Raw genomic sequence first — 25,582 nt, forward strand, 5'->3', positions numbered from 1 at the left:
ACCCCTACACTTTAGCGTCCCGCGTCGCCGACGCCATCGCTCACACCCTTCATGATCCCCTCGATCTTCCAATACCACCGACGGGACCGGGGCGATTCGACACTCGGACAGCCCCGATAGGTCGGTCCGGTGTTGAGCCGTACCGAGAGGCCGGCCGACCGCAGCACGACCGCCTCGGCACGCAACTCGTCCTTGGCACGGGAACGTCGGACGCCAGAATCGGTCATGGGGTGCAGGCTAGGGCGGGGGTGTGACACTCCGGGCATCGGTAGGCATCGCTGCCAGATGTGATCTTCCGACGGCTTAAGTTACGGTGACGTAGGCGTAGTTTGCTGTCTCATCGTTCCCTGCGAGGTGCCATGTCCAGCGCTGTTCTCGACTCCCACCCGACCGGGCCGAAGCCCCTCACCGAGGGCACCCAGTCGCGCGGCATCCTGGTCGCGCTCTGGGCGTTCGTGGTGATTCCGTTCGCCGCACTGGTCGCCGCCGTACCGGTCGCCTGGGGCGGCTGGCTGAGCTGGGTCGACGTGGGTGTCGCGGCATTCTGGTACGTGCTTGCCGGCCTGGGCATCACGGTCGGCTACCACCGCTACTTCACCCACGGGTCGTTCAAGGCGAAGCGGTGGCTGCGGATCGCGCTGGCCGTCTCCGGTTCGCTCGCCGTGCAGGGCGACATCATCCAGTGGGTCGCCGACCACCGGCGTCACCACGCCTTCTCCGACCTGGAGGGGGACCCGCACTCGCCGTGGCGGTTCGGGACGACGCTGCGTGGACTGACCAAGGGCCTGTTCCACGCGCACGTCGGCTGGCTGTTCGGCCGTGAGCTGTCCAACCGGGAGCGCTTCGCGCCGGACCTGTTGGCCGACCGGGACATCCGCCGGACGAGCGCGCTCTTTCCCCTGTTGGCGGCCGCCTCGGTGCTGGGTCCGGCGCTGATGGGCGGGCTACTGACGTGGAGCTGGCAGGGGGCGCTGACCGCGCTGTTCTGGGCGGGCCTGGTCCGCATCTCCCTGCTGCACCACGTCACCTGGTCGATCAACTCGGTGTGCCACGTCTACGGTGAGCGACCGTTCATGATGCGGCAGGGTGACCGGGCGGCCAACTTCTGGCCGCTGGCGTTGGTGTCGTTCGGGGAGAGCTGGCACAACCTGCACCACGCCGATCCGACGAGTGCCCGGCACGGGGTGCTGCGCGGCCAGATCGACATCTCGGCCCGGGTGATCTGGCTGTTCGAGAAGGCGGGAGCCGCCTGGGACGTCCGCTGGCCGAAGCCGGAGCGGCTCGCGTCGAAGCTCGTGAAACCGGCGGAACCCGGGCCGGCCTGACGGCGACGGGCGACCGACCGACAAGTTACCTGGCAGTATGTTCGGGTGACCGGGCAGAGCGCGAGCAGGATCCCACGACAGGCGTCACGGAGCGCCGGCGAGGTGACGAGGTGGCCGAGGTGACGAGCGACGAGAGCGGCAAGCGTCGTCGGCGCGCGGTGCCCGCCACGTCGACGAAGGCGCCGTCCCGGGTACGCATGTCGGCGGCGCAGCGCCGTGAGCAGTTGATCTCGATCGGTCGGCAGATCTTCGCCGAGCGCGGTTTCGACGCCACCTCCATCGAGGAGGTGGCGTCCCGCGCCAAGGTCTCCAAGCCGGTGGTCTACGAGCACTTCGGCGGCAAGGAGGGGCTCTACGCGGTGGTGGTGGACCGGGAGGTCCGCGCACTGCTGGACCGGATCACCACCGCGTTGACCGCCGGTCATCCTCGGGAGTTGCTGGAGCAGGCGGCGTTGGCCCTGCTCGGGTACATCGAGGAGGAGACCAGCGGTTTCCGGGTACTGGTGCGGGAGTCGCCGGTGCTCTCCGCGACGGGCAACTTCAGCAGTGTGATGAACGACGTCGCGCACCAGGTGGAGCACATCCTGGGCGCGGAGTTCTCCAGCCGGGGGTACGACGCGAAGCTGGCCGAGCTGTACGCGCAGGCGCTGGTCGGGATGGTGGCGTTGACCGGCCGGTGGTGGCTGGAGGTGCGCAAGCCGCGCAAGGAGACGGTGGCGGCGCACCTGGTGAACCTGTCCTGGAACGGGTTGTCGCACCTGGAGGCGAAGCCGGGGCTGACCACGACGCGCATGCGCTGAGGGCTCCCGCCCGGGGCGACGCCCTGGTGGCGACGGGAATCAGCGGCGGCGGTGGGCCTCGGCGACCGGGTGGTAGCGGCGATTGCGTTCGTCCTCGGCGTGCTCGGGCGGACCGACCTTGTCGTACAGGCCGGTGCCGAGCAGGATCAGGCCGAAGAGCATCGAGACGACCACGGTCGACATCGAGAAGTTCAGGAAGTTGGCCTCGGTCTGGAGCACCGACATCATCAGGATGCTGGTGACCAGGAAGACGATCCCCGCGGTCAGGTTCATGTAGTGGCCGAGGTTGCCGCGCCGGGACGCGCCGACGATGAGCACGATCCCGAAGACGATGGAGACCAGCGAGAAGGCCAGGTTGGTGCGGAGCCCGAGAGCCCAGTTGCTGCCTCGGGCGAACAGCGGCTCGCCCCAGGTGAGTGCGGTGCCCCAGACGCCGAAGACCAGGATGTAGAGCCCGATCAGGCCGGAGAGCACCCGGTAGATCGGCCGCGCCGGGTGGTTGATCGGAAAGTGCGGCATCGGTCCTCCACCGACAGGGGAACAATCAGGACAATTGTCCCCCACTGAGAAGCTGACCAAGGGCAGAACCTGCGGAGAATCAGTCTCGGGCGGACCGGGCCCCGACAGGTTTTCGCCGGAGCCCGACCCGCGCAGGGATCAAGCCTGACCGCCCGGAGCGGGTCGGGCTCCGGCGAAAACCCACCACCGCAACCCCGGCGAGAACCACCACCGCAACCGAAAAGATCAGAGCACCAGCCGAGCCTTCTGCCACGCCTCGTGCTCGTCCTCGCTACCGACCTTGCCGTACATGCCGGCCATCAGCAGCGCCAGGCCGAGAACCATCAGCACGACGACACTGGCCACGCTCATGTTGAAGATGTTGGCCTCGGTGCGGATGAAGGCGAGCCCGCCGAGGCTGACCACCATGATCACGTAGGCGGTCCACTGATTGATCAGCACGTCCAGGTTGCGACCGATCACGGTGCCGAACAGGACCAGACCGCCGACCACCAGGCAGAAGATCGAAAATCCGAGGTTGGTGCCCTGCCCCAGGACCCGGGTGTCGCTCAGGCCGAAGGCGGGCTCACCGGTGCTGCTGACGAGTCCGAGCACACCGAAGACCACCAGGTACAGACCGGTCAGCCCGCCGATCGCCCGGTAGATCGGCCGCGCGGGGTGGTTGACGGGAGTGTGCGCCATGTCTGTGTCTCCAACGCCGTTGGGTGAGGGTCGACGGCGATTCTCCCGTACCCGGCCGTGTGACGCCGCACACGGGGTACCCGGAGGTCGCAGGTCGGGCGGACGGGCCGGCGGTCAGCCGGCGGGGATCTCGTCGGCCAGGGCGAGCCAGGCTTCCTCGACCTGCTCCCGCTCCGCGCGGACCTGACCCAGTTGGGCGTCCAGCTCGGCCACCTTGGAGTAGTCGGTGGCGTTGGCGGCGAGCTGGTCGAGCAGTGCCGCCTCCTTCTGCTCCAGCTTGCCGACCTGCCGTTCGAGGCGGGTCAGCTCCTTGCGCGCCTGCCGGGCCTCGGCGGCGCTCATTCCCCCGCCGCCGCCGGTGGGCGCGGCAGCCGGGGGCGTGACGCTGCGCCCCGCGCCCGGCCGGCCGGCGGTACGCGCCAGGTACTCCTCGACGCCGCCGGGCAGGTGCACCAGTCGGCCGTCGCCGAACATGCCGTACGCGGTGTCGGCGACCCGCTCGATGAGGTAGCGGTCGTGGCTGGCCACCACGATGGTGCCGGGCCAGGAGTCGAGCAGGTCCTCCAGCGCGGCCAGGGTGTCGGTGTCGAGGTCGTTGGTGGGTTCGTCGAACAGCAGCACGTTCGGTTCCCCGGCGAGCAGGCGCAGCATCTGGAGGCGCCGCCGCTCCCCGCCGGAGAGGTCACCGACCGGGGTCCAGAGCCGCCGGTCGTCGAAGCCGAACACCTCGGCGAGCTGCGCGGCGGAGATCTCCCGGTCGCCGAGGCGTACCCGTCGGGCGACCTCCTCGACGGCTTCCAGGACCCGGAGTTCGCTGGGGAGTTCGGCCAACTCCTGGGAGAGGAAGGCGGGTCGTACCGTGGAGCCGGTGACCAGTCGCCCGCCGTCGGGGCGGGTGATGCCGGCGAGCATCCGCAGCAGGGTGGTCTTGCCCGCACCGTTGGCACCGAGGATCGCGACGCGGTCGCCGGGGCCGACCTGCCAGGTGGCGTCCTCCAGGATGGTCTTGGGACCAGCGTGCAGGCGGACGCCCTCCAGGTCGTACACCTGCTTGCCGAGCCGGGCGGTGGCCAGCCGTTGCAACGACATCGTGTCGCGCGCCGGCGGCACGTCGGCGATGAGGGCGTTGGCGGCGTCGATGCGGAACTTCGGCTTGGAGGTCCGGGCCGGCGGGCCCCGGCGCAGCCAGGCGATCTCCTTGCGGAGCAGGTTCTGCCGCCGGGCCTCGGTGGCGGCGGCGATGCGTTCGCGTTCGGCCCGGGCGAGGATCCAGGCGGCGTAACCGCCCTCGTAGGCCCGGACCGCCTGGTCGGCGACCTCCCAGGTCTGGGTGCAGACCGCGTCGAGGAACCAGCGGTCGTGGGTGACCACGACCAGGGCGCCCTTGCGGCCGAGCAGGTGGTGGGCCAGCCAGTCGACGCCGCCGACGTCGAGGTGGTTGGTGGGCTCGTCGAGGATCAGCAGGTCGGCGTCGCGGACCAGCAGCGCGGCCAGCGCCACGCGGCGGCGCTCACCACCGGACATCGGCCCGACCGTGGCGTCGAGGCCCAGGTGCGGCATGCCGAGCCCGTCGAGGATGGCGCGGACGCCCGCGTCGCCGGCCCACTCGTGTTCGGCGCCCATGCTCTCGGCGAGCCACTCGGTGCCCAGGACGACGTCCCGGACGGTGGCCTCGGGACTGAGGGTGAGGTTCTGCGGCAGCCAGGAGACGCGCAGGTCACGGCGGTGGGTGACCCGTCCGTCGTCGGGTTCCTCGGTCCGGGTGAGCAGCCGTAGCAGCGTCGACTTACCGGCGCCGTTGAGCCCGACCACACCGATCCGGTCGGCGTCGTCCAGACCGAGCGAGACGTCGGTGAGCAGCGGCCCGGCGGCGCCGTAGCCCTTGGACACCCGGTCCAGGTTGACGATGTTGGCCACGAACCCACCTTCCATGATCAAGGCGTCCCGGTGCCGGCGGGCACCTGGGGACGCCTGGCCTTCCAGGGTACGCGGAACACCGCCACCCCTCGGCGCCCGCCCGACCGGGCCCGCCACCCCTCCGGCCCACCCTGCCCCGGTAGCACCGACCCACCGACGCTCACCTTGCTCCCCACGCGCCCATGACCAGGGTGACGTCCCCCGGGGCGGAGCCGACACCTGCTGGAGCTGGCTCTTCCACGGCAACGCCCGGCCCGTCCGCCCCGGCGCGTTCCCGCCGCCTCCGTCGCCGTGTTCCCGCCGCGTTCCCGCCGGTTTCCGCCGCCCCCTCGCCGCGTTCCCGCCGTGCTCTCCCGTTCGACGATCCGGCAGGACCTCTGCTGGGCTGCCTTTCGAGCTGATCCGCCGATGCTCTCGCCACCTCGGCGCCACCCGAACCACCCGAACCCGAGACCGTACGCCCGGTTCAGCGCGAACATGTCAGCAAGGAACTGCCCCCAGCGTGACAAGCGCAGAGCAGCAGTCTCCCGAGCATGATCCGTTCCCGCCATCAGCTCGGAGGGCGGTGCTCCGGCCACGGCCCCGCCGCCTGACACCACGCGTGAACCGTCCCCGCCATCAGCTCGACAGGGAACGTACACCAGGCCGCCTCGCTCGGCGCCCCTGCTGGGCGCCACAGCCGGCCACCTGACACCACGCGCGATCCGTCCTCGCCGTCAGCTCGACAGGGACCGCGCACGACCACGACCTCACGCCTGACGCGAACCGTCCCCGCCGTCAGCGCGACAGGACCGCACCGTGAACACGGCCCCGCGCCTGACGCGGCTCGAGGTCAGGGGCCAGCCCGGTGCGGTGGTGTCAGTTGACGCGGGCGCCGTGGACCGGGCCGTGGGCGACGCGGGCCTCGCGGCACACGCCGGCGGCCTCCAGTTCGGCGGCGATACGTTCGGCGTCGGCGGCGCCGGCGGTGAGGAAGACGCACGTCGGGCCGGAACCGGAGACGATGCCGGCGAGCGCGCCGGCCGCCTCGCCGGCCTTGAGGGTGTCGGCGAGGGCGGGACGCATGGCCAGTGCGGCGTCCTGCAGGTCGTTGCCGAGGGTGGGGGCGAGCACCCGGGGGTCGCGTTGGCGCAGCGCGCCGAGCAGTCTGTCGGTGCTGCCGAGCGGTTCACCGGCGGTGCCGGCGTCGCGGAGCCGGTCGAGTTCCCGGTACGCCTGTGGGGTGGAGAGGCCACTGTCGGCGATGGCGACGACCCAGTGCCAGGAGGTGGGCCGGGCCAGCACGGGGCTGACCGCTTCGCCCCGGCCGGTGCCGAGCGCGGTGCCGCCGTGGATGAGGAAGGGGACGTCCGAGCCGAGGTCGGCGGCGATGCCGGCCAGTTCGTCGCGGGACAGGCCGGTGCCCCAGAGGGCGTCGCAGGCGACCAGTGCGGCGGCGGCGTCGGCACTGCCACCGGCGAGACCACCGGCGAGCGGGATCTGCTTGCGCAGGTGCAGCCGGGCGTGCGGCATCACACCGCTGTAGCCGGCGAGGGCGTGGGCGGCCCGGATGACCAGGTTGGAGTCGTCGAGGGCGAGTTCTCCGGTGCCCTCGCCCTCCATGGTGAGGGTGAGGGTGTCGCCCCGCCTCGCGGTCAGCTCGTCATAGATCGAGATCGCGTGGTAGATGGTGTTCAACTCGTGGTAGCCGTCGCGTCGCAGCGGGCCGACGCCCAGGTGCAGGTTGATCTTGGCGGGCACCCGTACGCGGACCGGTCCGCCGGCACCACGCCGTTCCTCACCCTCCGGTCGCCATGCCTCGGTCACCGGACGGTGTCCCGTGGACGCATCCGGGTGTCGAACGGCTTCTCCACGATCAGCTCCTCGGCGGTGTCGGCGACCGGTACCGGCGTCCGCGTCAGCCTACTGCGCGGCCGACGGGTGGTTCGGGGCCGACGCGGCAATGGCGGCGAACTGCTCGACGGTGAGTGACTCGCCACGTGCACCGGGGTCGACTCCGGCGGCGGTGAGCGCCGCGGCGGCCCGGTCGGCACCGCCCGCCCAGCCGGCGAGGGCGGCGCGCAGGGTCTTGCGGCGCTGGGCGAAGGCGGCGTCCACCACGGCGAAGACCGCAGCCCGGGGTACGTCGGCGCGGGGTGGTTCGCGGCGGGTGAAGGCGACCAGGCCGGAGTCGACGTTGGGCACCGGCCAGAACACGTTCGGGGGCACCTTGCCGGCGGCCCGGGAACGGGAGTACCAGGCGAGCTTGACCGAGGGCACGCCGTACACCTTGGAGCCGGGACCGGCGACGAGCCGGTCGGCGACCTCCTTCTGCACCATCACCAGGCCGTGCCGGAGGCTGGGCAGTTCGGCGAGCAGGTGCAGCACCACCGGAACGGCGACGTTGTAGGGCAGGTTCGCGACCAGCGCGGTGGGCGCCGGGTCGGCCAGGTCGGCGGCGCTGATCCGGAGCGCGTCGGCGTGGTGCACGGTGAGCCGGGTGGCCTCCGGGCCGGCGTGCCGGGCGGCGGTGTCCGGCAGCGCGCCGGCCAGCGTCGAGTCGATCTCGACGGCGTGCACGTGGGCGGCGGCGCGGAGCAGGCCGATGGTGAGCGAACCGAGGCCGGGGCCGACCTCCAGGGCCACGTCGTCCGGGGCCAGCCCGGCGGTGGTGACGATCCGGCGGACGGTGTTCGGGTCGTGGACGAAGTTCTGACCGAACTTCTTGGTGGGGGCGACGCCGAGCCGGGTGGCGAGTTCCCGGATCTCCGCCGGGCCGAGCAGGTCTGCGGCCACGGTCAGGACCACGGCCCGAAGGCGCGTTCGCCGGTGGCGGAGATGGCGGCGCAGAGGTCGTCCAGGTCGGCGCCGGTGTGGGTGGCCAGCGCCCGGACGGTCAGCGGGATCAGGTACGACGCGTTGGGGCGGCCCCGGTGCGGCATCGGGGTCAGGTACGGCGCGTCGGTCTCCACCAGGATCTGGTCGAGCGGGGTGAGCGCGGCTGCCTCCCGTAGTGCCCCGGCGCTGCCGAAGGTGACGGTGCCGGCGAAGCTGAGCAGGTAGCCCCGGCGGACGCACTCGGCCGCGAACTCGGCGTCGCCGGAGAAGCAGTGCAGCACCACGGTCTCCGGTGCGCCCTCGTCGTCGAGGATGCGCAGCACGTCGGCGTGCGCGTCACGGTCGTGGATGACCAGCGTCTTGGCGTACCGCTTGGCGATGGCGATGTGGGCCCGGAAGCTCTCCTCCTGCGCGGCCCGGCCCTCGTCGCCGGTGCGGTAGAAGTCCATGCCCGTCTCGCCGATGCCGCGTACCCGGTCCTCGGCGGCCAGCGTCTCGATCTCGCGCAGCGAGGCGTCGAGGTCGTGGCACCGGGGCGCCTCGTTGGGGTGCAGCGCCACGGTCGCGACCACCGCCGGGTACGTGCCGGCCACCTCGGCGCCCCAGCGGGAGGACTCGACGTCGACGCCGACCTGCACCAGCCGGTCCACGCCGACGGCGGCGGCGACCTCGATCGCGGCGGCGACCGGGTCGGCGGCGCTGCTGCCCTGCGGGACGCCGACCTCGTTCACCGTGATGTCCAGGTGGGTGTGGCTGTCCAGCACCGGCCGGGGCAGCGGCTCCGGCGCGGGTGGGAACTCGCCGGCGCGGCGGGACGCGCGCTGGCGGCGGGACTCGGTGGGCTCGCTCATCAGTCGACAGCATCACACACCGCCCGAGTCCACCCGCCCGCCACCCGTGGTTCACCTCGGCTACGCCGGAGACCCCTACCGTCGCTCCGGTGAGTATCGGGCCGCGAACGGACGACGACACGGCGCGGCAGCGGACCGGACTGCGGGTGACGTACGGCGGCGCGGTGTACGCGGCCGACGAGATCGCCCGAGGTGCGGCGTACGAGGTGTTCAGCGCCGACGAGGTGACCGGTTTCGAGTGGGCGCCCCGGCCGGGTTCGGCGCTGCCGTGGCGGCGGTTCGTGCACGCCAGCGAGGTGACGGCGGTGCACGGTGCGGCTGCGCCGAGCGAGGAGCCAGAGGCGCCGCTGCTGGTACCGCTGCACCGCGAGCACGGCTGGTCGCAGGTGCACCGGCTCAGCCAGCAGCCCGACGCGGCGGACGATCCGCTGGTCACGGCGGTACGCGCCTCGGCGGTGGTGCGTCGGGGCACCCGGATGGTGAAGGTCCTCTCGGCCCGGCAGCTCGCCGGGTTCGTGCGGGGCTGGTTGCCGCACGGCTTCTGCTTCCGGGAACACGACGTGGCGCATCTGCGGACGCCGGCGGCGACGTCGGTGCTGCGGGCCGACGGCGGGGGCAGCCAGGACGGCGTGGACGTGACGTACGCGGTGCGGTGGCGGGCCGCCGACCCGACCGACTACGACGTGCCGGCCGGCGCGGCGTACCGGGGGCTGGCGGCGTTGGGGTCGCGCGACCGGGTGGGGCCGGCGGTGCTGGGCACCGGGTTCACGCCGAGCAGTCATCACCTGATCCCGGAGTTCGTCACCCGCGACTTCGCCGACCTGCCGATGCCGGCCAACGCCACCCTGCTGGCGTACCCGGCGCAGGGGCCGGAGGTGGTGCTCTACGCGTACCAGGCGGAGCAGCGCGGCTGGTTGCGGATGGCCGGGCCGCAGTGGCGGCACCTGCTGGCCGCCGTGCCGGGGTTGTCCCCGGACCAGGAGTACGTGCCGACCGGCGAGGCTCCCCGGTCGACGCGGCTGGTCGGCGCGTACGGCGGCGGGGAGTACGAGGCGGTGGCGGATCTGCCCGGCGGGTTCCGGGTGCTGGCGTTGACGCGGGCCGCCCGCTACCCGGTCGACGGGGTGAGCCGTCGGGTGCGGGTCGCCACCTGGCGCGGGGTGCCGTGTCTGGTGTTGCGGGAGGAGTCGGGGTGGCTGCGGTTGCGGCTGCGACGCCCGAATCCGGACGCGGTGCTGGCGACCGGGGCGCAGTGTCACGAACGGGGTGTCTACGAGACCTGGGCGCCGGGTGTCGAGGTGACCGACGACCGGGTGGTGGACCACCCGTACGTCCTCTGACGCTGGGGCGGCTCGGGCATATCGGCAGGTCACGCGGGAATGCGTGAGCGACCGCGTTGTCTGAATCGTAGGAGTGGACATGCCCTTCATCACTGTCGGGACGGAGAACTCCGCGCCCATCGACCTGTACTACGAGGACCACGGCTCGGGTCAGCCGATCGTGCTGATCCACGGGTTCCCGTTCAACGGGGCGACCTGGGAGAAGCAGATCGATCCCCTGCTCTCAGCCGGGTACCGGGTGATCACGTACGACCGACGGGGTTTCGGCAACTCGGCGCAGCCGGCCTTCGGGTACGACTACGACACCCTGGCCGCCGACCTCGACGTGCTGATGACCGAGCTGGACCTGCGCAACACGATCCTGGTCGGGCACTCGATGGGCACCGGTGAGGTGACCCGTTACCTGGGTGCGTACGGCTCGGACCGGGTGGACCGGGCGGTGCTGCTGGCGCCGCTGGCGCCGTACCTGCGGCAGGCTCCGGACAACCCGGAGGGGGTCGAGGCGAGCCTCTTCGAGGGGTTCAAGAAGGCCATCACCGAGGACCGGTTCGCGTACCTCACCGATTTCTGCAACACGTTCTTCAACTACGACGAGAACCGGGGCAAGCTGGTCAGCGAGGATGCGTACCGGGCGCACTGGGAGATCGGCGCGCGGGCCTCGGCCAAGGCCACGCACGACTGCGTGGACGCCTGGGGCACGGACTTCCGGGCCGACGTGTCGCGGATCGACGTGCCGATGCTGCTCGTGCAGGGCGACAAGGACATGGTCCTGCCGTACCCGAAGACCGGTCAGCGGTTGCAGCCGTTGCTCTCGGACAGCCGGCTGGTGACCCTCAAGGGTGCCCCGCACGGCATTCCGTGGACCAACGCCGACCAGGTCAACGACGCGATCATGGAGTTCATCGGGTCGCCGTCGATGGTCCGGGCCTGACCCGGTCACCGGTGCGGGCGTAGGCCCCCGCCGGGCGACGCGCGGCGGGCGCGATCCCGGTGTCGGGGTCGCGCCCGCCGCACGTGTCGTCACCGCTCGTCGACGTTGCGACGACCTCCGTGTCTGGCCCGGGTCAGCTCTCCAGCCGGGCCAGTTCCTCGTCGACGATCGACGGGTCGAGCTTGCGGAACACCGGCTTGGGCGCGGCGAGCGGCCGGCCGACCGCGAGCGGCACCGACTCCCAGCGCGCGCCCTGCGTGTAGTCCCCGGTCAGCACCGGGTACCCGGGCCCGCCGTCGAGGTCGTCGACCTCCTCGATGACCGGCATCGGCGCGTGCACGCCGGTGCCGCCGAGCAGCTCGTGCACCTTCTGGGCGGAGTGCGGCAGGAACGGGGTGAGCAGGGTGTTGGCGTCGCTGACCACCTGGAGGGCGACGTGCAGGACGGTGCCCATCCGGGGCTTGTCCGCCTCGTCCTTGAGCTTCCACGGCGCCTGGTCGGAGAGGTACCTGTTGGCCTCCGCGACCACCTTCATCGCCTCGCCGATGGCCTGCTTCTGCCGGTGCCGGCCGATCAGGTCGCCGACCGTGGCGAAGCCGGTCCGGGCCACCGCGAGCAGCGCCTCGTCGGCCTCGGTGAGGCCGTCCGGGCCGATCGGTGGGATGGCGCCGAAGTTCTTCGCCGCCATCGACACGCACCGGTTGACCAGGTTGCCCCAGCCGGCGACCAGCTCGTCGTTGTTGCGGCGCAGGAACTCGGCCCAGGTGAAGTCGGTGTCGTTGTTCTCCGGGCCGGCCACGGCGATGAAGTAGCGCAGCGCGTCGGCGTCGTAGCGCTCCAGGAAGTCCCGGACGTAGATGACCACCCGCCGGGAGGAGGAGAACTTGCGTCCCTCCATGGTGAGGAACTCGCTGGACACCACCTCGGTGGGCAGGTTGAGCCGTCCGAGCTGGCCCGGCTTGCCGCCCTTGTCGCCCTCGCCGGAGTAGCCGGCCAGCAGCGCGGGCCAGATCACCGAGTGGAAGACGATGTTGTCCTTGCCCATGAAGTAGTACGACCGGGTGTCGTCGTCCGTCTCGCCGTCGGCGTCCGGCTGGTGCCAGTACCGGCGCCACGCCTCCGGGTCGCCGGAGCGGCGGGCCCACTCGACGGAGGCGGAGAGGTAACCGATCACCGCGTCGAACCAGACGTAGATGCGCTTGTCGGTGCGGTCGCGCCAGCCGTCGAGCGGGATCGGTACGCCCCACTCCAGGTCCCGGGTGATGGCCCGGGGCTGGAGGTCGTCCAGCAGGTTGCGGGAGAACCGCAGCACGTTGGGCCGCCAGCCGTCCCGGCTGTCCAGCCACTGCCGCAGCACGTCGGCGAGGGCGGGCAGGTCGAGGAAGAAGTGCTCGGTTTCGACGAACTTCGGCGTCTCGCCGTTGATCTTCGACTTGGGGTCGATCAGGTCGATCGGGTCGAGCTGGTTGCCACAGTTGTCGCACTGGTCGCCGCGCGCGCTGTCGTAGCCGCAGATCGGGCAGGTGCCCTCGATGTAGCGGTCGGGCAGGGTCCGGCCGGTCGACGGTGAGATGGCGCCCATGGTGGTCTTCGGCACGATGTAGCCGTTGCGGTACATCCCCTCGAACAACTCCTGCACCACGGCGTAGTGGTTCCGCGTGGTGGTGCGGGTGAACAGGTCGTAGGAGAGACCCAGGCCGTGCAGGTCCTCCACGATCACCCGGTTGTACCGGTCGGCCAGCTCACGGGGCTTGAGGCCCTCGGCGTCGGCCTGCACCTGGATGGGGGTGCCGTGCTCGTCGGTGCCCGAGACCATGAGCACGTCGTGGCCGGCCATCCGCATGTACCGGGCGAAGACGTCGGAGGGAACGCCGAAACCGGAGACGTGGCCGATGTGGCGCGGGCCGTTGGCGTACGGCCAGGCGACCGCCGCGAGAACGTGACTCATGCCCAGCAAGCGTAGTGACCCACCTGGGGCGGCTGCGAACCAATAGGCCCGCCCGCTCGACAATCCGGCGATTCCGGACCCTCGGCTGGTCCGATTTGTCGCCGACACGCTGCCTGAGCTGCGTGTCCGAGCATCCCCACCGGTGTCCAATGAAGCGCGTGACTGGCAGCCGCGCCGCCCGCGACCACGAGGACGGCCTTCCCACCGAGACCTGGCCGGATCCGGCCGCGTCGGCGCGTACCCATGCCGTGGCGCCGCACCCCCGGACGGTGACGCCCGACGGGGCGAACCCGGCCGGTGGCGCCCTCGGTGAACCGGCGGCGCCGGAGCAGGGTGTCGAGGTGGAGCCGACCACCGGCGCCCCGGTCGGCACACTGCCGCACCGGGTGCCGGTGCGTTCGGCGCGGCATCTCGGCGCGGATCCGTTCGCCGACCCCTCCGACGTCGACGAGGAGGACACGTTCTGGGCGCCGATCGAACAGGTGCACTGGGACGGCACGCCGGTGCGGCAGGATCCGCCCGGCGAGCGCGGGCTGTTTCGTCGGCTCCGGCAGGTACGCCACCGGGAGCGGAGCAGTCATCCGCCCGACCCGCTGCCGGGACTGGCCGCGTTGGTCGGCCTGAGCCTCGTGGCGGCGTTCTTCGCCTGGGTCAGCGCGGGCCCGATCCTGCTCGCTGCCGGGCAGGGCACCTCGGGCACCGCAGTGGTGACCGGGTGCACCGGTGACGGGTTGACCCAGCGCTGCCGGGGGATCTTCACCGCCGCCGACGGCGGGTTCCGCACCCACGGCGTACGGGTCAGCGGGGTCCCGGAGCAGCGGACGATCGCCGGGACGGCGCTACCCGCCCGGGTGACCGGTCCGGACGCCGCCGTCGCGTACGCCGATCACGGTGTCGGTGCGCACCTGCGCTGGCTGCTCGGCCTGCTGGGGGTGCTCGGCTGCGGTGCCGGGATCGCCCGCTGGACCGGCGCGACGCGACTGCCCGATCCACGGGGCCGTCGTTGGGCGGTCACCGTCGCCTTCGCCGGCCCGCTGGCGATCACGCTCGGCTTCCTCGCCGCCGCCTGGTGAGATGTAAGGAAGGGACCCTTCCTATACACGAGGCGTTAGTAGGGGGCCCTTCCTTACACCTGGTGCACGACGGCGTACACGTCACGGCGACGCAGCCCGAAGGCCGTCGCCACCTCGGTGACAGCGTCCCGGCGACTCTGGCCGGCGGCTTCCCGCTCGGCGACCGCGGTGCGCAGGGCGTCGTCGTCGGGTCGGGTGGGTGGCGTGGCCGGCGCCCCGGCCACCACGAGGGTGATCTCACCGCGCGGATCGCCGTCGGCGGCCCACCGGGCCAGGTCCCCCAGCGGGCGGCGGAGCACCTCCTCGTACGTCTTGGTCAGCTCCCGGCAGAGCGCGGCGGGCCGGTCGGCGCCGAACGCGTCGGCGAGGTCGGTCAGCGCGGCGGTGATCCGGTGCGGGGATTCGAACAGGACCAGGGTGCGCTCCTCCGCCGCCAGCGCCCGCAGCCGGGCCCGGCGGGCACCGGGGGTACGCGGCAGGAAGCCCTCGAAGCAGAACCGGTCGCAGGGCAGCCCGGACAGCGCCAGCGCGGTGGTGACGGCGCTCGGTCCGGGGGCGCAGGTGACCGGGACGCCGGCGTCCAGGGCGGCGCGGACCAGCCGGTAGCCGGGGTCGGACACGCTGGGCATGCCGCCGTCGGTGACCAGCGCGACGAGGTGTCCGGCGGTGAGCACGTCGACCAGTTCGGGGGTGCGGCGCTCCTCGTTGCCCTCGAAGTAGGAGACGATCCGGCCGGGGATCGTCACGTCCAGGTCGCGGGCGAGTCGGATCAGTCGCCGGGTGTCCTCGGCGGCGACCACGTCGGCGGTGCCGAGCACGTCTCGCAGTCGGGTGGAGGCGTCGGCGGGGTTGCCGAGCGGCGCGCCGAGGAGGACCAGGCGACCAGTTTCGGACATTTCACCCACGAGTAGGCACTCCTTCATCGACGGTCGTACCGGATTCGGAGACGATGTACGCCAGCGACCCCCTCCGCAGCCTACGATCGCCGGGTGACGAGTGCGTCGACAGCACAGAGCGCGAACGCGGACCAGCCGGGACCGGAGCAGGCGGCCACCTCGACCGGTGACACGGGCGGTGGCACGACCGGCGACGCGGGCGGCGGTGGCGTACCGGCGGCGATCCGCCGTCGGCTGGCCACCGTCGAGGCCCGCGTGGACCGGAGATCGTGGTGGGCCACCGCCGTGGTGGTGGCGATCGCGGCGGTGCTGCGCTTCGCCAACCTCAGCCACCCGACCGGCAAGATCTTCGACGAGACCTACTACGCCCGGGACGCCTGGGGGCTGATCGACAAGGGCGTCGAGTGGAACTACAAGGACGGTGGACCGTCGTACGTGGTCCATCCGCCGCTGGGCAAGTGGTTGATCGGTCTCGGCGAGTGGGCCTTCGGCTACGCCGACGCCGAACACGGCATCTCGGTGCCCGGCGCGCTGATGACCACCTCGCCGGAGTTCGGCTGGCGCTTCTCGGCGGCGCTGTTCGGCACCCTGTCGGTGCTGATGCTGATCCGCATCGGCCGCCGGATGTTCCACTCCACCGTGCTCGGTTGCGCCGCCGGCCTGCTGCTCGCGTTCGACGGCTTCCACCTGGTGCTGTCCCGCACCGCCCTGCTCGACCTCTTCCTGCTCTTCTTCGTGCTGGCCGCCTTCGGCGCACTGGTGCTGGACCGGGACGCGCAGCGTCGGCGCTGGGCCCAGGCGCTGGAGGCGGGGCTGGATCCGACGGCCCGGGGCCGGGCGGGCCGCCCGCCCGGCGGCTGGCGGAACTGGCCCTGGTGGCGGCTCGCCGCCGGGGTCCTGCTCGGCTGCGCCTTCGCGGTCAAGTGGAGCGCGTTGTTCTTCGTGCCCGCGTTCGCACTGCTGATGCTCCTCTGGGACGTCGGTGTCCGCCGCGCGGCGGGGGTGCCCCGGCCGTGGCGGGCCACCATGCTCGACGGGGTGCCGTGGATGGCGCTCGCCGGCCTGCTGATGGCGGTCACCTACGTGGCGTCCTGGTCGGGTTGGCTGCGCAGCCAGGAGGGCTACTACCGGCTCGCCGAGCGCTACCCGGACGCCGGGCTCAGCGACACACCGGTGATCGGGGCGCTGTGGAACCTGATCCAGTACCACCAGGCCGCGCTCGGCTTCCACGGCCAACTCGACGACCCGCACAAATACCAGTCGTGGCCCTGGCAGTGGCTGCTGCTGGGCCGACCGGTCGCCTTCCACTGGACCAACGACAGCCCCTGCGGCGCGGCGAGCTGTGCCGAGGAGATCCTCCTGCTCGGCACCCCGCTGCTCTGGTGGTCGTTCCTGCCCGCGCTGGTGGCGCTGGTCTGGCTCGGCCTGGCCCGCCGGGACTGGCGCGCCGGCACGATCCTGCTCAGCGTGGCCGCCGGCCTGTTGCCGTGGTTCTGGTTCGCTCTGGACGGGCGGACGATGTTCTCGTTCTACGCCGCGCCCGCGCTGCCGTTCCTCGTGCTGGCGGTGGTCTACGTGCTCGGGGCGATAGCGTCGCCGGCCGGGCCGAGCGGCACCCGACCGGTCCTCGACGACGAGGCCACCCGGGACCGCCGCCTGGTGGGTGGGGTGATCGTGGGGGCGTACATGGTGCTCGTCGTCCTCTGTTTCGCGTACTTCTATCCGATCTTCGTCGGTCAGTCGCTGCCGTACGCGGAGTGGTCCGCACGGATGTGGCTGGACGGTCGCTGGATCTGACACCGACGGCGAAGGGCCCGCACGCTGTGGCGTGCGGGCCCTGTCACGTCGGTCCGGGCACTCAGTCCGGACAATAGGACGCGCCCCGATCGCCTGCCACGGGGGAAGCGGGCGATTGGGGCGCGCCTCTGCAGCTTAACCACCCATGACCAGCGGCACAACGGGGCAGCTCGGGTCAGATTTCCGACCGGGGCCTGTCCCGACAAGGATCTCCACCGAACCGCACCCTCGGCTGGAGGCGGAGAACCGCCACGCCCAACCGGAAACCAGCTCACATTTTGCCTGGCCAGCGGCGTACCCGTCCCGTCGACAGGGTGGCCACGATCACGTCGGCGGCGGGCTCGCCGGGTCCCTCGGGCGGCGGGGCAGCCAGCCGAGGAACCGGTCCTGCAACGAGGTCGGTCCGGGCGCGTGCAGGTCCTCGACCGCGGCGGCCAGGCACGCGCCCAGATAGACACTGAGCATCGGCCGATCCGTCCCGTACTCGGTCAGCAACCGGGCACGTTTCGGCGCACAGGGCCAGTCCGCGCCGCAGGTGCCGCAGGTCCAGTCGGGAGTCGCCGGAGCATGTTCGGCCAGCCGCTCCACACCACCGGTCCCGGCCACCGCACTCCCCGAGCGATCCGCCACACCTGTCATCGCGCTCCTTCCGCCTCCACACAGGACCACGGGTGGGCACCCGCCGCCGCGCCACGAGCGCCGTGCGCTTCGTACAGCGCCCGGGATCGACACGGTGTTACGTCATTGAGGTACGTTGACCAACCATGACCACCGCGACCCACCGTACGCGTCGCATTGACGCAGAGCACTCGCCGCCGGTCGACGGTACCGGGACGGGCCGCCGAACGCACCACCCGGTGATCGCGCGTGCGTGACCTGTTGCCTCCCGAGGTGGCGGTGGCGGTGGCCCGGGAGCAGGACTGGTCCGGGCAACTCCACGCCGAGGAGGCGGCCGGTCTCGGGGAACGCGTGGTGGACAGCCGGCGCCGTGACTTCACCGCGGGCCGGGTCTGCGCCCGCCGGGCCATGGCGGAGCTGGGCCTGCCGCAGGTCGCGGTGCTCGCCGCCGAGAACCGCGCGCCGGTCTGGCCGACGGGCACGGTCGGCAGCATCACCCACACCCGGGGCTACTGCGCGGCGGCGGTCGCGCGCCGCAGCGAGGTGCGCGGGGTCGGCATGGACGCCGAGCAGCACAAGGAACTGAGCCCGGGCGTACGCCGGTTGATCTGCCTGCCCGAGGAGGAGGACCGGTACGCTCGGCTGCCCTCCGGCGTCTCCTGGCCGACAGTGGCGTTCAGCGCCAAGGAGACGGTCTACAAGGTGTGGCACCCGATCGTCGGCACCTGGCTGGACTTCCACGACGCGGTGGTGGAGCTCGACCCCGACGCGGGGACCTTCACCGCACGGATCGCACCGGCCCGGATCGACGCCGCCCCGGTCGACCGTCCGCCCACCCTGGTGACCGGCCGGTACGCGGTCGACGCGAACCTGGTCCGCACCGCCGCCGTACTCCTGCCGGAGTGAGGCGTCCACGCCCGCCGTCGCCCGTACGCGCCTGAGCGTCACCGCCCCTGACCGGGCCGTACGGCCCCTGGCCCTCCTCCGCTCGGACCCCTACCGGTGGCCGCTCGGTGTTGCCCGCCCGAGGTAGCGTCAGGCGGTTCGCGTTAGACGTCAGGTGCCCGAGGAGTACGGTGAGCGACCCCCAGCCCCCATCCGGGCCGCAGGACCCCTACCAGCCGCCGCAGCCGCCCAGTGATCCGTGGGCACCCCTGCCGCCGGTCGGGCAGCCGGCCGACGCGCAGCCCGACGGCACGTGGGCCGCCCCACCCGACGAGCCCGACAGTGCCTGGGCCACCCCGCAGCCGCCGCCCGCACCGCCGGTCTCCGGCGCACCCCAGCCTCCGGTCTCCGGTTCTCCCCAGTACCCGTCCGCCGGCTCGCCCCAGCAGCCGGTCTCCGGGTCGCCGCACTACCCGGCCTCGGGTGCCCCCCAGCCGCCCAGCTCGGGATCGCCGTACGCGCCGCACCAGGCAGCCGCTGGCGGGTACCCGCAGCACGACCCGTACCAGGCCGGTGCCGGGTACCCGCAGGCCGGTGCCGCGTACCCGTCGCACGACCCCTACCAGGCGCCCGGCGCCTACCAGCAGCCCGGACCGTACGCGTCGGGTGGCTACCAGCAGGGCGGCTATCCGCCTGGCGGCACCGGCTATCCGCCGGCTGCGCCCGGGTACCCGCTGGGCGCGCCACAGCCCAGCGGTGGTTCCGGCAGCAAGACCGCGCTGATCGTGGTGGCCGTGGTCGCCGCGTTGGCGCTGCTCTGCTGTGGCGGCGGCGTCATCGCGCTGCTGAACGGCACGGATGACGACCGGGAGACCGGCGCGCGGCCCATACCGTCGGCCGCCTCGCCGGCACCGGAACCGTCGCCGAGCGCCGCGCCGACCGAGGCCGCGCCCCCGCCGCCGCCTCCGCCCACCAACTCGCCGCCCAGCGGCGAGACGTACAACCTGAGCATCGGCACCACCCTGGTGGTGAACGACAACGACGGCACCGTCGAGATCACCGTGACCCGGGTGCGGACCGTGAACGAGGGCTGCCGGTCGTTCGCCCCCGAGCCACGGAAGGGCCGCTACCTGATCGCCGACGTGACGGCGACGGTGACCAAGGGCACGGCCTCCATCAACCCGATCTACTTCGAGTGGGTGGCGGCCGACGGGACCACGGTCAACGGCCTGGCCGGGATCCTGGCCGGCTGCGGTGAGACCATCGGCTCCGGCAACAACCTGCCGGCCGGCACCAAGCGGGTCGGCACGGTCGTCTTCGACGTCGCCGACACCAACGGCGTGGTGGAGTACAAGCCGTTGTTCCGCTCCGCCGGTTCCTGGCGGCCGTAGCGCACGCGAGGTCGTCTGCCGGCGGTACGTCGGGCGGGCCGTGCGGGACAGCCGGCTCGCCCGACGACCGGAGTGATCGTCCTGAGTGGACGTCGCTACACTCCGCCCGGTGATCAACAAGAGATGGTCGTCAGCCGCCCTGTTGGGGCTGCTGGCGGCGACCACGCTGGCCGGCCCCGCGCCGGCCCGAGCCGACGACGACCAGGCAGAACCCGTCGCCGAGCCGCCTCGCGTCCAGTTGGTGCTGGACGTGAGCGGCTCGATGCGGGCCACCGACATCGACGGACGCAGCCGCATCTCGGTGGCGCAACAGGCGTTCGGCGAGGTGGTGGACGCCCTGCCCGACGAGACCCAGCTCGGCATCCGGGTGCTCGGGGCCACCTACAAGGGCCAGGACAAGCAGCAGGGCTGCCGGGACACCCAGCAGATCGTGCCGGTCGGTCCGGTGGACCGGACGAAGGCCAAGGCCGCCGTGGCGACACTGCGTCCGACCGGATTCACCCCGGTCGGGCTCGCCCTGCGGGAGGCCGCGAAGGACCTCGGCACCGGCACCACCGCCCGGCGGATCGTGCTGATCACCGACGGCGAGGACACCTGCGCACCGCCGGACCCCTGCCAGGTGGCCCGGGAACTCGCCGCCCAGGGCACCACGCTGGTGGTGGACACCCTCGGCCTGGCACCCGACGAGAAGGTCCGCAAGCAACTGCTCTGCATCGCCGCCGCCACGGGTGGCACGTACACGGCCGCGACAAGCGCCGACGACCTCACGGACCGGCTCAAGCAACTCGTCGACCGGGCCCGAGACACGTACGCCACCACGCCGGCCAAGGTCGACGGAACCGACGTCTGCGAGGGTGCGCCGCTGCTCTCCCCCGGCGTCTACACCGACCGGGAGACCTTCTCCGAGCACCGCTGGTACCGGGTGCCGGTCCGGACGGGACAGGAACTGCGCGCCTCGGTCAGCATCGCGCTCGACCGGCCGATCAATCCCGACCACGGCGTACTGCTGCGGGCCACCGCGGCGGACGGCCGGGAACTGGTCCGGGGCGTGGACGCCGGCAGCGGACGTACCGACGTCGTCTCGGCCGGTCTGCGCTGGTCGGCCACGGAGGACGGCGACGACGCCGAGCGCGACGAGGACGCCACCCCCGCGCCGACGGCCAGCGCCACCCCGGCGGTGACCACCGTCTGTCTGGTGGTCAGCAACATGTTCTCGCCCCGGTCGGGCACCGCGAAGGACCCCGGCATGCCGGTCGAACTGACCGTCGACGTGGTCGCCGCCTCCCCCGCTCCGGACGGGCCGGACCTGGGGCGCGGCTGGGTGCTGCTGCTCCTGCTGACCCTGGCCGGTCTGCTCACCGGGCTCGTCACCGGCCTGCTCACCCGCTGGTGGGTCGCCACCTGGAGGGAGAACTGATGCGTACCCGATCGGCAACCGTGGCCGCGCTGCTGGCCGCCGGCATCGTCCTGGCCCCGGGCGCGGCGCTGGCCGCACCCACCCCCACTCCCTCGCCCGGTGCCGCCACCGTGACCAAGGCCGGCACCACGTTCCTCAGCGCCACCCCTATCGCGGCGGGTCAACCGGTGCGGGTGGGCGCCTCCACCGGCGAGTACCTCTACTGGTCGTTCCCGGCGGCGGCGGGCGAGACCCACGAGATCACCGCGACGGTCTCCCTCGCCGAGCAGCGCACCGGCACGTCGACGTGGACCGTGGAGGTCTTCGACGGCCTGCGCCGCCGCCAGGCGTGTACGGCCGGCGCGCAGACCCCGACCGCCGACTCCTCGGTGGGTACCGTGGCCCTCGGTTGCACCCTGCGACGTGTCCGGCCCTGGGCGGAGCCGTGGTCCGCCGATCCGCTGCCCGGCACGTACTACGTGCGCCTGTCCGTGGTCGACGTGCCCGAGCCCGACCTGGGTCGTCCGATCGACGTGGACCTGCTGATCTCCGCCAGCGGGGACGCCGGCAGCGCCCCGGAGGACGGTCGGCTGGAAGCCCCGCTGGTGGCGCCGACCAACGCCGGTGCCGTGCTGAGCACGGAGCCGACGGTCGCACCGGTCGACGAGGACGACGACGGCTGGAACATCGACCTCACCGGGTGGCTCCCCGAGGCCGGTTCCCGCTGGATCTGGACCACCGCCGGTGGCGTCCTCGCCGCAGTGGCCGGCGTGGTCGGTTTCGCCCTGACCCGCCGCCCGTCCGCCCGGCGGGTCCGCGCGTGACCCCACCCGTCCGGTGACCCCGCCGGCAGGTCGCGCCCGGGCGTGACCTGCCGGCGGTTCCGATCAGCAGGCCTGGGGCGCACCGGAGTAGTGGACACCGGCGCGGCCGATCACCGTCAGGTCGGTCAACGCGGTGTTCGCCGACCGCCGAATGTAGCAGGAGTACCGGTGCTGATTGATCACTTCGAGGTGGATGTGTGCGCCGGAGTCGCCGTTGACCTGGTAGCAGCTGGAGTAGCGGAACCGGCCGGTCTCGCCCAGCTTGGTCCACGGCCCGACAGTCGCGCCGACCACGATGCCGGCCGGCTTGTTGGCGACGTGCATGACGTCGGCGCGGGCGATGACCGCACCGAGCCGGTCGTCCCGGGCCTCCAGCCCGATGCGGTACCCGCCGTCGGCCAGGTTCCCGGTAGCGCAACCGGCCCGCACGGTGACCACGCGGACCGAGATCGGATGACCGGCGGCGCTCTTCGTGCCGAACGGCGAGACCACGGTCGCGCCGGGGTTGCGGTAGATGTCGACCGACCAGTCGTTGAGATATCCCCAGTTCGAGAAGACCCGGTGGTGGCTCGCCGGCCCGGAGAGCCCGAAGCGGTCCCAGGTGGACGCACCCTGGATAGGCGGATAGACGCTGACCGCGTCGGCCACGGCGTGCGCCTGGCCGGCACCGGCCGGGACGAGTGCCGCGCCGACGACGAGCAGACCGACGACGGCCTGACGGACCACGCTGCTGATCTTCACTGGGCCTCCTGATCCGGGCAGCCGGGTTCGCCCGACTGCCGCCGCACCGACGCACTCGTGGCGCGTCGACGTCCACAACGGAAGCGATCAATATAGATCAGTGTCGTCGGGTGGGCCACGGTCGCCGTCGAAGGCCCGTGCCAGGAAGAGGCCCTAGTCCAGGGCGAAGGTGGCCGACGCGCGCCCGGGGCCGTCCGACACGGCTTCCAGGTGCAGCAGCCCGTCGCGGTGCCGGACGTACTGGCCGGGGAAGTTCACCGCCTCCAGCGACACCTTCGCCGCGTCGGCGAGCCCGGCCCGGCGGGTGAACGTGGCGTCCTGCCGGAACAGGGTGGAGCCGTCGCTGCGCTCCACCCAGAGCTGGTGGTTACGGTGCCGCAGGTAGTAGCCGGGATAGTTGGTCGACTCCAACGAGATCGCCGACGGGTCGGACAGACCGGCGACGATCCGGAACTGCGAGTCGGCCAGGACGGCGACGTTCGGCTCCAACCGCACCCGGAACTCCCAGTGCCGGATGTAGCGGTCCGGCAGGTCGTGCGCGCGCAACCGCACCGGGCTGAGGCCGTCCGGCACGGGTACGCCGAAGTTCGGCGTACCGTCGGCGTTCCAGTAGACCCGCTGGAGCCGGGTACGCCGGTTCGGGTCGGTCAGCGGGTCGTAGCCGTTGCCGAGGTACCGCTCGTAGTTGCGGGAGTGGTAGACGATCACGTCGCTGCCGTCCTCGGCCACGGTGAACGAGTTGTGCCCCGGACCCCACTGACCCGTCCGGGCGTCGCTGGCCAGCACCGGCGTGGACCGCTTGCTCCACGACGCCGGATTGAGCAGGTCACTGGTGGCCGAGGCGGTGAGCAGCCCGACCGCGTAACTGGCGTCGGTGGCGCTGGCCGAATACGTCATGAACACCCGCCCGTTGCGGATCAGCACCGCCGGCCCCTCGTTGACCCGGTACCCCCGGGTCTCCCAGGCGTGCGTGGGGGTGGCGATCAGGGCCGGGGTGCCCGCGTACGTCCACGGGTTGGTGGCACGGGCCAGGTAGATGTTCGAGTTGCTACCGGCGTACTCGGCCCAGGCCAGATAGCGGACTCCGTTGTGGACGAACGTGGTGGCGTCGAGCGAGAAGCCGCTGCGGGCCGGTTGGAGCTGTCCACGTTCCACCCACGGCCCGTCCAACGGGTTCGCCGCACTGCTCTCCAGCACGTACGGCCGGATGGCCCAGATGTCGTCGGTACGCCCGGCGGCGAAGTAGACGTACCACTTGCCGCCGATGAAGTGGATCTCGGGAGCCCAGATGTGGGCGCCCATCTCGCCGCTGGCGTGCTTGCGCCAGATCACCCGCTCGGCGGCGGTGGCCAGTCCCTGGAGCGTGGTGGCACGGCGCAGCACGATCCGGTCGTACTCCGGGACGGTGGCGGTGAAGTAGTAGTACCCGTCGGTGTGCCGGTAGACGTGCGGGTCGGCACGCTGCTCGGCCAGTGGATTGGTGAAGGTGACCGGGGCGGCCTGCGCCGGCACCGCCCCCACCGCCACCACGGCGCCTCCCGCCAACACCAGGACCGCCGCCATCGCCACGACCCTGCGGACACTGCGCCGCACCATAGCCCCGCCCTTCCACCACGACAGGAACACCGCCACCGCATTGATAGCGCTAACAATCACCACCGTCAAGAGAACGTCATCTATACGAAACCCCACCGCAGCACCCACCCACCCACCCCCTCCCCCGCCACCTCACCCCGCACTAAGCGTTGATCAAGAAGTTTGCGCCGACGACGGCACCCCGGAGCGACCAAAACCTCTTGATCAACGCGGCGGCGGGAACTTGAGGTCAACGCGGAAGCGCTGGTCTTCGCTCGCCGCGCGCACCCGGAGTACCCGAAACGGCCTGAACCGGTCAGTCGAGGCAGAACTCGTTGCCCTCGACGTCCTGCATCACGAGGCAGGACTCGTTGAAGCCGTCGGATTCCAGCAGCCGGACCCGGGCGCCGCCGAGCGCGACCAGCCGCGCGCCCTCGGCTTCGAGCGCGGCCACGCGTTCCGCGCCGACGAGCCCGGTGGCGGCCCGCACGTCGAGGTGCAGCCGGTTCTTGACCACCTTGCCCTCGGGTACCCGCTGGAAGAACAGTCTCGGACCCGCGCCGGTCGGGTCGACGCAGGCGAACGCCGCGCCCTGCCGCTCGGGCGGCAACGCGCGAGTGAACTCCGCCCAGTCAGCGAAGCCCTCCGGTGGCGGCGGCACCACGTATCCCAGCACCTCGCACCAGAAACGGGCGACACGCTCGGGTTCTGCACAGTCGAAGGTCACCTGGACCTGCTTCACGGATGCCATCGACCCACCATAGGGGTAGTTCCTCAGGCCGGGGGCCCGCCCTGCAGCAGGCGCGCGATCCGCTCGTACTCGGCGGCCATCTCGGGGGTGGCCAGGAAGTCGTCGAGGTCGGCGGAGACCTGGTGGTCGACCTCCTCGACGGAGCGGAGCGCCAGCTCGTAGAGCTCGTCGCGCTGCCCGGTCTCCAGGTACGTCGTCCAGTGTTCGAGCGCGATCAGGGCGATGAGCAGGTCCGGGTCCATGTCGCCGTCGGTGAGGGCGCCCTCCTCGATCCGCGTGATCAGCGCACGTGACGTGGCGGCGTCGGCCGTCCCGACGGTCTTCCGGGCGAGCGCGAACGCCGCTGCGGCGTCCTCGTCCAGTTCCCCGTCGGCGGCGACGTCGACCAGTCCCTCGTCGCGTACGAGGCGGGCCACCGTCTCGACGCCGAACACCCGGAGTTCGTCCTCTCCGGCCGTGTCCACGAGCCGACGGATCGCTGTTTCGAGCTGGTCGTATCGCACCAC

Annotated in this window: 24 protein-coding genes; 10 read left to right on the forward strand and 14 right to left on the reverse strand. The window is 72.0% G+C overall.

What is annotated here, in order from left to right; all coding sequences use genetic code 11:
* Positions 1–11: 11 nt before the first annotated feature.
* Positions 12–227 carry a hypothetical protein gene (locus ACFYTT_RS07595; protein ID WP_387258063.1) on the reverse strand — a complete coding sequence of 72 codons (216 nt, stop codon included), beginning with the start codon at positions 225–227 and terminating at the stop codon, positions 12–14.
* 132 nt (positions 228–359) lie between these two features.
* Between ACFYTT_RS07595 and ACFYTT_RS07600 the strand changes: the two genes are divergently transcribed.
* Together ACFYTT_RS07600 and ACFYTT_RS07605 are read left to right on the forward strand one after the other, a co-directional pair.
* On the forward strand, positions 360–1,325 hold the full coding sequence (locus tag ACFYTT_RS07600) for an acyl-CoA desaturase (RefSeq protein ID WP_131051676.1): 966 nt from the start codon (positions 360–362) through the stop codon (positions 1,323–1,325).
* 158 nt (positions 1,326–1,483) lie between these two features.
* A complete protein-coding gene (locus ACFYTT_RS07605; protein WP_254877027.1) occupies positions 1,484–2,125 on the forward strand; it encodes a TetR/AcrR family transcriptional regulator in 642 nt (213 codons plus the stop codon).
* Positions 2,126–2,164: 39 nt separating this feature from the next.
* Here ACFYTT_RS07605 and ACFYTT_RS07610 read toward each other — a convergent pair whose 3' ends face one another.
* The 6 genes from ACFYTT_RS07610 to ACFYTT_RS07635 form a co-directional block, all read right to left on the reverse strand.
* A complete protein-coding gene (locus tag ACFYTT_RS07610) occupies positions 2,165–2,644 on the reverse strand; it encodes a DUF4383 domain-containing protein (RefSeq protein WP_176092521.1) in 480 nt (159 codons plus the stop codon).
* Between the two features lie 225 nt (positions 2,645–2,869).
* Complete coding sequence (locus ACFYTT_RS07615) at positions 2,870–3,325, reverse strand: DUF4383 domain-containing protein (protein ID WP_176092520.1); 456 nt, start codon at positions 3,323–3,325, stop codon at positions 2,870–2,872.
* Between the two features lie 114 nt (positions 3,326–3,439).
* Entirely contained in the window at positions 3,440–5,242 is a 1,803-nt protein-coding gene (locus ACFYTT_RS07620) for an ABC-F family ATP-binding cassette domain-containing protein (RefSeq protein ID WP_176092519.1), read from the reverse strand.
* An 858-nt stretch (positions 5,243–6,100) separates the two neighbouring features.
* On the reverse strand, positions 6,101–7,048 hold the full coding sequence (locus ACFYTT_RS07625; protein ID WP_387258064.1) for a 4-(cytidine 5'-diphospho)-2-C-methyl-D-erythritol kinase: 948 nt from the start codon (positions 7,046–7,048) through the stop codon (positions 6,101–6,103).
* Positions 7,049–7,144: 96 nt separating this feature from the next.
* The gene (gene rsmA / locus ACFYTT_RS07630) at positions 7,145–8,017 is read right to left on the reverse strand and encodes a 16S rRNA (adenine(1518)-N(6)/adenine(1519)-N(6))-dimethyltransferase RsmA (RefSeq protein WP_387258646.1); all 873 of its coding nucleotides are present in this window, start codon (positions 8,015–8,017) and stop codon (positions 7,145–7,147) included.
* Between the two features lie 2 nt (positions 8,018–8,019).
* A complete protein-coding gene (locus tag ACFYTT_RS07635; protein WP_387258065.1) occupies positions 8,020–8,910 on the reverse strand; it encodes a TatD family hydrolase in 891 nt (296 codons plus the stop codon).
* A 95-nt stretch (positions 8,911–9,005) separates the two neighbouring features.
* Here ACFYTT_RS07635 and ACFYTT_RS07640 point away from each other — a divergent pair, with 95 nt between their 5' ends.
* Entirely contained in the window at positions 9,006–10,250 is a 1,245-nt protein-coding gene (locus ACFYTT_RS07640) for a hypothetical protein (RefSeq protein ID WP_387258647.1), read from the forward strand.
* 79 nt (positions 10,251–10,329) lie between these two features.
* The gene (locus ACFYTT_RS07645) at positions 10,330–11,181 is read left to right on the forward strand and encodes an alpha/beta fold hydrolase (RefSeq protein ID WP_131057149.1); all 852 of its coding nucleotides are present in this window, start codon (positions 10,330–10,332) and stop codon (positions 11,179–11,181) included.
* A gap of 133 nt (positions 11,182–11,314) precedes the next feature.
* Here ACFYTT_RS07645 and metG read toward each other — a convergent pair whose 3' ends face one another.
* Positions 11,315–13,129 (reverse strand): methionine--tRNA ligase, encoded by a 1,815-nt coding sequence (metG, locus tag ACFYTT_RS07650; protein WP_176092515.1) that lies wholly within the window; start codon positions 13,127–13,129, stop codon positions 11,315–11,317.
* Positions 13,130–13,287: 158 nt separating this feature from the next.
* Between metG and ACFYTT_RS07655 the strand changes: the two genes are divergently transcribed.
* Complete coding sequence (locus ACFYTT_RS07655; RefSeq protein WP_387258066.1) at positions 13,288–14,202, forward strand: hypothetical protein; 915 nt, start codon at positions 13,288–13,290, stop codon at positions 14,200–14,202.
* Between the two features lie 53 nt (positions 14,203–14,255).
* On the opposite strand, the gene rsmI is transcribed toward ACFYTT_RS07655, so the two are convergent.
* Positions 14,256–15,125: a 16S rRNA (cytidine(1402)-2'-O)-methyltransferase gene (gene rsmI, locus ACFYTT_RS07660; RefSeq protein ID WP_387258067.1), complete on the reverse strand. Its 870-nt coding sequence runs from the start codon at positions 15,123–15,125 to the stop codon at positions 14,256–14,258.
* Positions 15,126–15,191: 66 nt separating this feature from the next.
* Between rsmI and ACFYTT_RS07665 the strand changes: the two genes are divergently transcribed.
* Positions 15,192–16,895, forward strand: a complete 1,704-nt coding sequence (locus tag ACFYTT_RS07665) for a dolichyl-phosphate-mannose--protein mannosyltransferase (protein WP_387258068.1) — start codon at positions 15,192–15,194, stop codon at positions 16,893–16,895.
* 324 nt (positions 16,896–17,219) lie between these two features.
* Here the strand turns inward: ACFYTT_RS07665 and ACFYTT_RS07670 are convergent, their stop codons facing one another.
* Positions 17,220–17,534, reverse strand: a complete 315-nt coding sequence (locus ACFYTT_RS07670) for a hypothetical protein (protein ID WP_254876710.1) — start codon at positions 17,532–17,534, stop codon at positions 17,220–17,222.
* 228 nt (positions 17,535–17,762) lie between these two features.
* Between ACFYTT_RS07670 and ACFYTT_RS07675 the strand changes: the two genes are divergently transcribed.
* The 4 genes from ACFYTT_RS07675 to ACFYTT_RS07690 all read left to right on the forward strand — a co-directional run bounded on the left by ACFYTT_RS07675 (position 17,763) and on the right by ACFYTT_RS07690 (position 22,009).
* Positions 17,763–18,419: a 4'-phosphopantetheinyl transferase gene (locus ACFYTT_RS07675; protein WP_176092512.1), complete on the forward strand. Its 657-nt coding sequence runs from the start codon at positions 17,763–17,765 to the stop codon at positions 18,417–18,419.
* 170 nt (positions 18,420–18,589) lie between these two features.
* The gene (locus ACFYTT_RS07680; RefSeq protein ID WP_176092511.1) at positions 18,590–19,789 is read left to right on the forward strand and encodes a hypothetical protein; all 1,200 of its coding nucleotides are present in this window, start codon (positions 18,590–18,592) and stop codon (positions 19,787–19,789) included.
* Positions 19,790–19,898: 109 nt separating this feature from the next.
* Positions 19,899–21,206, forward strand: a complete 1,308-nt coding sequence (locus tag ACFYTT_RS07685; RefSeq protein ID WP_131054976.1) for a VWA domain-containing protein — start codon at positions 19,899–19,901, stop codon at positions 21,204–21,206.
* Entirely contained in the window at positions 21,206–22,009 is an 804-nt protein-coding gene (locus tag ACFYTT_RS07690) for a peptidase (protein ID WP_131054977.1), read from the forward strand. Before ACFYTT_RS07685 ends, ACFYTT_RS07690 begins: the two co-directional genes overlap by 1 nt.
* A 63-nt stretch (positions 22,010–22,072) precedes the next feature.
* Here the strand turns inward: ACFYTT_RS07690 and ACFYTT_RS07695 are convergent, their stop codons facing one another.
* The 4 genes from ACFYTT_RS07695 to ACFYTT_RS07710 form a co-directional block, all read right to left on the reverse strand.
* Entirely contained in the window at positions 22,073–22,750 is a 678-nt protein-coding gene (locus tag ACFYTT_RS07695; RefSeq protein ID WP_176092508.1) for a hypothetical protein, read from the reverse strand.
* Between the two features lie 153 nt (positions 22,751–22,903).
* Positions 22,904–24,346: a family 43 glycosylhydrolase gene (locus ACFYTT_RS07700; RefSeq protein ID WP_387258069.1), complete on the reverse strand. Its 1,443-nt coding sequence runs from the start codon at positions 24,344–24,346 to the stop codon at positions 22,904–22,906.
* A gap of 295 nt (positions 24,347–24,641) precedes the next feature.
* On the reverse strand, positions 24,642–25,076 hold the full coding sequence (locus ACFYTT_RS07705; protein ID WP_176092506.1) for a VOC family protein: 435 nt from the start codon (positions 25,074–25,076) through the stop codon (positions 24,642–24,644).
* 23 nt (positions 25,077–25,099) lie between these two features.
* A complete protein-coding gene (locus ACFYTT_RS07710; protein WP_131054981.1) occupies positions 25,100–25,579 on the reverse strand; it encodes a hypothetical protein in 480 nt (159 codons plus the stop codon).
* Between the last annotated feature and the right edge of the window lie 3 nt (positions 25,580–25,582).

This window comes from Micromonospora sp. NPDC003816, from assembly GCF_042874705.1.
In the GTDB taxonomy this organism is placed as follows: Bacteria; Actinomycetota; Actinomycetes; order Mycobacteriales; family Micromonosporaceae; genus Micromonospora.